Annotated in this window: 3 protein-coding genes; 2 read left to right on the forward strand and 1 reads right to left on the reverse strand. The window is 46.0% G+C overall.

Translation table 11 applies throughout. The features are described from left to right. Positions 1-201: 201 nt before the first annotated feature. The gene (locus tag QT984_RS00900) at positions 202-3,537 is read right to left on the reverse strand and encodes a non-ribosomal peptide synthetase (protein WP_445299787.1); all 3,336 of its coding nucleotides are present in this window, start codon (positions 3,535-3,537) and stop codon (positions 202-204) included. An 824-nt stretch (positions 3,538-4,361) separates the two neighbouring features. Here QT984_RS00900 and QT984_RS00905 point away from each other — a divergent pair. Together QT984_RS00905 and QT984_RS00910 are read left to right on the forward strand one after the other, a co-directional pair. Continuing rightward, positions 4,362-6,149: an EamA family transporter gene (locus QT984_RS00905; RefSeq protein WP_333372821.1), complete on the forward strand. Its 1,788-nt coding sequence runs from the start codon at positions 4,362-4,364 to the stop codon at positions 6,147-6,149. Positions 6,150-6,263: 114 nt separating this feature from the next. Then, positions 6,264-6,824 carry a Uma2 family endonuclease gene (locus QT984_RS00910; protein ID WP_333054376.1) on the forward strand — a complete coding sequence of 187 codons (561 nt, stop codon included), beginning with the start codon at positions 6,264-6,266 and terminating at the stop codon, positions 6,822-6,824. Positions 6,825-6,852 lie beyond the last annotated feature (28 nt).

The following is a 6,852-nucleotide window of genomic DNA, read 5'->3' on the forward strand; positions in this document are numbered from 1 at the left end:
ACAAGACATTAAGTTTTTTGTGGGGAGTAGGGGTTGGGCGTCCCGCCCGCCCTTGAAAAACTATTACACAGCACCGAATTCTCAAGAACAGGCTTTTCGGCCTGTTCCACAAGACATTAAGTTTTTTGTGGGGAGTAGGGGTTGGGCGTCCCGCCCGCCCTTGAAAAACTATTACACAGCACCGATTTATTTGCGCCAACCTCAAAATTCCACATCTTCGCGCTCATTTTCGTCTGTTCTGAGAGTATCCAAACCTTTCGCAGCCCAGCGCATTGTTTCAATGTATTTTGCCAGACTCGCCACAGTCGGAGCCTCAAACAAATTGCTGACCGATAACTCGACTTGCAAAGCGTCTCGGATGCGAGAAATTAACTGAGTTGCTAGCAGGGAATGCCCGCCTAGTTCAAAGAAATTATCGTAGATACTAACCTGCTGTTTTCCCAAAACTTTAGCCCAAATTTTCCCGATCGCACTTTCGAGATCAGTCCGAGGCGCTACATAATTTTCTGTTATATCCTCGCTGTCTGTATCTATATCGGGCAAGGCGCGGCGGTCTACTTTGCCATTAGGCGTCAGTGGCATATTCTCCAACACTGCATAAGTTGCAGGAACCATATATCCTGGTAACTTTTCTTTCACAAATTGGCGCAAGTCACTTGACTTTAGATTGTGAATTCCTGATTTTTCATTGATGCCGTCAGGAATAACATAAGCTACCAAATGCTTATCGCCTGGGATGTCTTCCCTCACAATTACTACTGCTTCGCGCACTTGTGGATGCTGGCACAAAGCCGCTTCAATTTCTCCCAATTCGATGCGGTAGCCGCGAATTTTTACTTGGTCGTCAACGCGGCCTAAAAACTCGATGTTGCCGTCAACCCAATAGCGGCCTAAATCACCGGTTTTATAAAGCCTAGAACCTGATTTATTGCTAAAAGGATTAGGAATGAATGCAGCAGCAGTTAACTCAGGCTGGTTGAGGTAGCCTTTCGCTAGCCCGTCACCGCCGACGTACAATTGACCTATAACACCGATCGCCACCGGCTGCAAATCCGCATCCAGGAGATAAATTTGCGTGTTGGCGATCGGGCGGCCGATGGGGATAGATGTTGCGGTTTCTGGTACGTCTTGCACGCAATAATAAGCCGAAAATGTGGTATTTTCTGTAGGCCCGTAAACGTGAATTAACTTAGTAGTTGGATTTTGTTTGAGAAGTTTTTTAACCCATCTCATATCGACCGCTTCTCCGCCAAACAGCAAGCAGCGCAGCGAATCAAAAGCTTGCGGTAAAACTCTAGCAATTTGTTGAAATAAGGCAGTTGTTAAAAACAAAACGGTGATGGCTTGTTGGCGCATTTCTAAGGCTAAATCGTGAGGCGAAAGGGTAATATTTGTGCTAATTCCCACGAGTTGAGCGCCGTTAAGCAAGGCTCCCCAAATCTCGAATGTGGCTGCATCGAAGGAAGCGTTTGATGCTTGGGCAATTTTATCGGTAGGTTCTATTTTTATATAGTTGGTGTTGAGTACCAGCCGATTTACTGCTTTGTGGGTGACAGCAACTCCCTTCGGTTTTCCGGTTGAGCCAGATGTGTAAATAACGTAAGCTAGGTTGTCTGCTGTTGCGGTGTTGGCGGGATTTTCGGCGCTTTCTTTGGCTATGTCTTCCCAATCGCGATCGAAGTAAATCACTGAGTTTGAGAAGTCTCGGAAATTCTCAATCAATTTATCTTGAATTAGCAAGACTTTAACTTGAGCATCTTCCAGCATCAAGTTTAGCCGATCGCGCGGATAGCTCGGATCTAACGGTAGGTAAGCTCCTCCCGCTTTCAGTATAGCCAACATCCCGACAATTAGGTCGATCGATCGCTCTGCACAAAGCCCCACTAAAACCTCCGCCCCCACACCCCGTTTTTGTAGGTAACGCGCCAGTTGGTTGCTGCGACTGTTGAGTTCTCTGTAAGTCAGGTTTTGGCTGTCGAAAGTTAGGGCGACATCATCCAGATGCTGCTGGAGTTGCCCTTCAAATAACTGATGAATGCACTTATTTTGAGGATAATCTGTGCGAGTATCGTTCCATTCTTTGAATAATTGATTCACTTCATCCTCGCTCAATAAAGGTAAGTTAGCAATTCCTTGTTCTGGATTAGCCACAATGCTTTCCAGCAAAGTTTTAAAATGCCTCAGCATTCGGGCGATGGTAACTTCATCAAATAAATCTGTATTGTACACAGCCACGCCTCTGAGCCCTTCCGAATCTTCCCACTGTTCGCCGTATCTGTTCCTAAACTTATCGGAAGCTTCCCACAAATGCAGCTCTAAATCAAAGCGGGTTGTTTGAGTCTCTAAATGAAAAGAACTTAACTTTAATTCGGGCAATTCTAGCTCGTCCACAGGCCCATTTTGCAGCCCGAATACCACCTGAAACAGCGGGTGGCGATTCAACGATCGCTCTGGGTGCAATTCCTCAACTAGCTTCTCAAAAGGCAAATCTTGGTGAGCGTAAGCTCCCAGGGTTACTTCCCGCACCCGGCCCAAAAAATCTCGAAATGTCGGGTTTCCCGAACAGTCTGTTCGCAGCACTAAAGTATTGACAAAAAAACCGATTAGTGGTTCTATTTCGCTGCGGTTGCGATTGGCGATCGGCGAACCTACTACAATATCTTCTTGTTGCGAGTAGCGGTAAAGCAAAGTTTGAAATGCTGCGAGCACTGTCATAAATAAAGTCGCTCCTTCTCGCTGCGATAGCTCTACAAGTGCGTCCTTCAGCTTTTTAGGCAGTTCTAAATATTGAGTTTTCCCCCGATAATTTTGCCTAGCTGGTGCAGGGCGATCGGTAGGCAAATTTAACACAGAAATTCCGTGCAATTGCTGCCGCCAATAAGCTAGCTGAGTTTCTAATACTTCACCTTGCAGCCATTCGCGCTGCCACTCTGCAAAGTCGGCATATTGAAGGGATAATTCTGGTAGAGGAGATGGCTGTTGATTTATAAAGGCTGTATAGATAGCTTCTATTTCTCGAATTAGCACGCCGATCGACCAATCATCAGAGGCTATGTGGTGCATATTTACCAAGAGAATATGCTCGGTTTCTGTCAGCCGCAGGATGGTGACTCGCATCAGCGGCCCGGTGGATAAATTGAAAGGGCAAAGAGATTCTGCTGCAGAGAGTTTCTTTGCTTCTGTTGGCCGTTGTTCTGGCGGCAAATTTTGCAAGTCTAATACTTTTAAATTAGTTTGGAAAGCCGCTGAGATCATCTGCACTGGTTGGTCTGATACCGTTGCAAAAGTGGTTCGCAAAGTTTCGTGTCGCTGCACTATTTCGTTGAAGGTTTGCTCTAAGGCTGTTAAGTTGAGGGAACCAGTTAAGCGCAGTGCTGTTACTACATTATAGAAAGGGTTTTCCGGTGCGAATTGGTCGAGAAACCACAAGCGCTGCTGGGCAAATGATGCCGGAAAGACAAACACTTCGGCTTCTGAGGAAATATTCAGTTTTTCTATATCCTTTGTCAAGGAATTGTCATAAATTTCGGAGGCCATATCTGTTGCTCTTCGGGGATGGGATGTGTTAATTTTTTGATGGCGCGGGGGGGATTTTTGACCGACAGCATCCAGGATACAAGCTCGCGGATTCATTCCTTCGCAGACTCAGGACGGAGAAATAAAAAACCTGTATCCGAGAAACTGGCCCCCCGAATTTATCTCGCGCAAGTCAATGCTTCAATTCTTTAATCTAAAATCTAAAATCTAAAATCGATTGAGGGTGCGATCGCCTCTTAAAACTTTCGCGAGCAAAAGATCGGAACTGTTAAAATCATAAACCTGGGTGCAGGAGTGCGGGAGAGACGCGGGGAATAGAAACGGGGTTTCTGCCTGCAGGATCAAGTTATCCATTGAGGGGCTAGGAGTGCGACCCCCCAATCAAATTTAGTCACAGAACGGGATCTTAGGTTTGTGAGTCGGGTGCAATCGGGTGAGTTATATGCGAGAATTACCGGGAGCAATTCGTGGAGAGGTCAAGCTGTACAGCAATCCTCAATGATTTGTGTAATTCTTGTAGGGGCAAAACCCACGCCCGGTTGCCCCGATGCAGGCTGGGGTAGGCACTCTTAGCACTACCCCTACATATTTTTACTGATTTAGGATTGCTATAGTATGATTTCTAATTGCACAAAGTGTTCTTGGGGCGATTCCCGGCCGGATAGCTTTGCTTCACGCAATTTTCTCACATTTGTAGCTTAGCGACTACTATTGATTCAACAGTGTTCGCAATCTTTTAGATCAATTCACTAGAACTTGCGACCTAATTTGTCACAATACTTAAGAACACTGAACGTGCAGTTTAAATTAGAGGTTATAGGCTAATGGCGCAGCGGAACGTATACTCGTCAAAGGACGAGCCAGAGGATACACAATCAGCAGAAGAAGTCCTCCACTCAGTAATGCAAGAACTGGACGCTTTGCATCAAAATGTCAAAGGCCAGTTAAATCAAGACATTACTCGGCTGCAAACTGAAAAAAATCACCTGATTGAAGATATTGAAGACCTCCGGGAGCAATATCGCAAATTGCAGTCTCAGCAAATGGAATCTCTGTCTGGGCGATACATTCAGCAGCAGCAATTGTGGCTGAAGCAGTTGGCTCAAGTTTTGGCTCACAATTTGCAGGATTTGTTGGTGCAGCGGTTCAACGAACTCAGCGCTAATTCGGGAAATTCTCTCAGCAGCCCTATTCCCAGCGGCGAGTTCCCGATACCCTTGCCGCCGAGCAACTACGACGAACGGGCATCGCAGTTGCTGGCGGCGCTGGATGAAAGGATCGATCGCAGTTTCCAGATGCTGGAACAAGATTTAACCAGTTACGAAAGCGAGCTTTCCGTGCGGCTGAACAACATGAAAACCCTGGAACTGCAAGGGGAAGAGCTGTTACAAAATCTCGTAAACCGCATCAGGGAAGAACTCGAATCCGAAGAAGCATATCTTGAGAATCCTTTCGATGCTCAAGATTCCTATGTCGAGGAATCTACTAATTCTGTTAATTCTGTTAATTCTGTCCGCCCGCAATTTCTGCAGCCAACACCTGTGGAAAGGCCGCGGGAACCCGTGCCGGAACCCTCTTCAGTGCCCTCGACCGCATCCGCTAAAGCACCTTCTCAAGTACAGACAGGTTTGGTGCTGGCTTTGTCTTCGGCGGTGGTATTGTCGCTGTTTAATGTTTGTTTGAGAATTCTAATTAAAGCCAAAAATCCTCGGATAGTTTTTGGCTTGTTTGAATTTCCGGGGGTGGTGACTCCTGGTTTTGGAAATTCTTTGTTGATTTTGTTGATGCGGCTGATCGTGGTGATGGCTTTGATGCCGATATTGGCGACATTTCTGTATCCTTCTGTGTGGAAAGATATTAGGCGGTTGTTCCAGTCGGGCGATCGAGCTTTGTGGAGTAAGGTTTTAGGAAGCGCATTTTTTCTGTTTTTGTCTCAGGTTTTGATTTATTTGGCGATCGGCAATATTCCAGCCGGGATCGCGATTACGATTTTCTTTATTTACCCGATCGTCACCGTACTCGGTTCTTGGATCTTGTTTGGCTCTCGCCCCAGCACAGTCGGCTTTTTGGCGATCGTCGGGATTACCGCAGGTCTGATTTTAGCTGGGTGGCCGAGTTTTGCGGCCCCTGCTCCGGGCGGCGGCAATGTCGGGGTGGGAGTCACGGCTGCACTGGCTTCTGGGATTACCTTTGCAGGTTACGTATTGCTGACGCAAATGGCCGCAGGCAAGCTGCACCCAATTCCTTTTAGTTTAGTTAATTTCGGCGCGATTTTTGTATTTTCCTCCCTGAGTTTGTGGGTGCCACTGTCGGACAATTTTGCTCCTAAAATCGACCCAAATGTTTGGCCGGGTTTGATTGTCGGAGGCGTTGTTTTAGGGGTGCTGACGCTGTTTAGCTATCTTTTGAATAATTTTGCCATCCGGTTCGCGGGGGCAGCCTTAGCATCAGTAATTGGCACTTTAGGGCCGGCAATGACCGCACTCTTCGGTTTTCTAATTATCAATGAGAAGTTGCAGCCTGTGGCAATTCTCGGCATGGCTGTGGTGACGTTGAGCGTGGCTGCTATGAGTGTGGAACGCATAATGGCTCCTCAGAAGAAGGCTAGTTAAGGCAAGAATTTGTCCTTCATAATAGATACCAGAACCCCGACTTTTAAACATTCGGGGTTCTGGTATCTATCCCATTTAAAATCTAAAATCTCAAATCTAAAATCGACTTAACCTATGACTGCAGTTATTAAAATATCGCCCAACTTAGAGGAGTTCCTAAAACTTCCAGAAACGGAGCCACCTTGCGAATATATCAACAAAGAAATCATTCAAAAAGCGATGCCTCAAGGTGAACATAGCAGATTGCAAGGTAAGCTTTGCAATGTCATCAATCAAATAGTCGAAACACCAAAGATTGCTTATGCTTTTCCCGAGTTGCGTTGCACTTTCGGCGGTGTATCACTCGTCCCAGATGTAGCAGTATTCCGGTGGGAAAGAATTCCCTTTCTACCATCGGGTAGAATTGCTAACCGCTTTGAAATTTATCCAGACTGGGCGATAGAAATTCTTTCTCCCGGACAAAGCCAAACAAAAGTGCTTGCTAAATTACTTGCTTGTTCGCAACAAGGCACTGAATTGGGCTGGTTAATGATTCCAGAAGAAGAAAGTATTTTAGCGGTATTTCCCGGGCAAAGGGTGGAGTTTTACGAAGGTGCAACTAATTTGCCAATACTTAATGGAATTGAGTTAGAATTGACTGTCGAAACAGTTTTTAGCTGGTTGAGTTTTAGTTAAGGATCGCGAATTAAATAACTTACAATTT

The sequence above is a fragment of the Microcoleus sp. Z1_B2 genome (genome assembly GCF_036700325.1).
GTDB lineage: Bacteria > Cyanobacteriota > Cyanobacteriia > Cyanobacteriales > Microcoleaceae > Microcoleus.

Bases quoted from the DNA above. Each gene is read 5' to 3' on its own strand.
- QT984_RS00900 (WP_445299787.1), bottom strand. From the start codon at position 3,537: ATGGCCTCCGAAATTTATGACAATTCCTTGACAAAGGATATAGAAAAA.
- QT984_RS00905 (WP_333372821.1), top strand. From the start codon at position 4,362: ATGGCGCAGCGGAACGTATACTCGTCAAAGGACGAGCCAGAGGATACA.
- QT984_RS00910 (WP_333054376.1), top strand. From the start codon at position 6,264: ATGACTGCAGTTATTAAAATATCGCCCAACTTAGAGGAGTTCCTAAAA.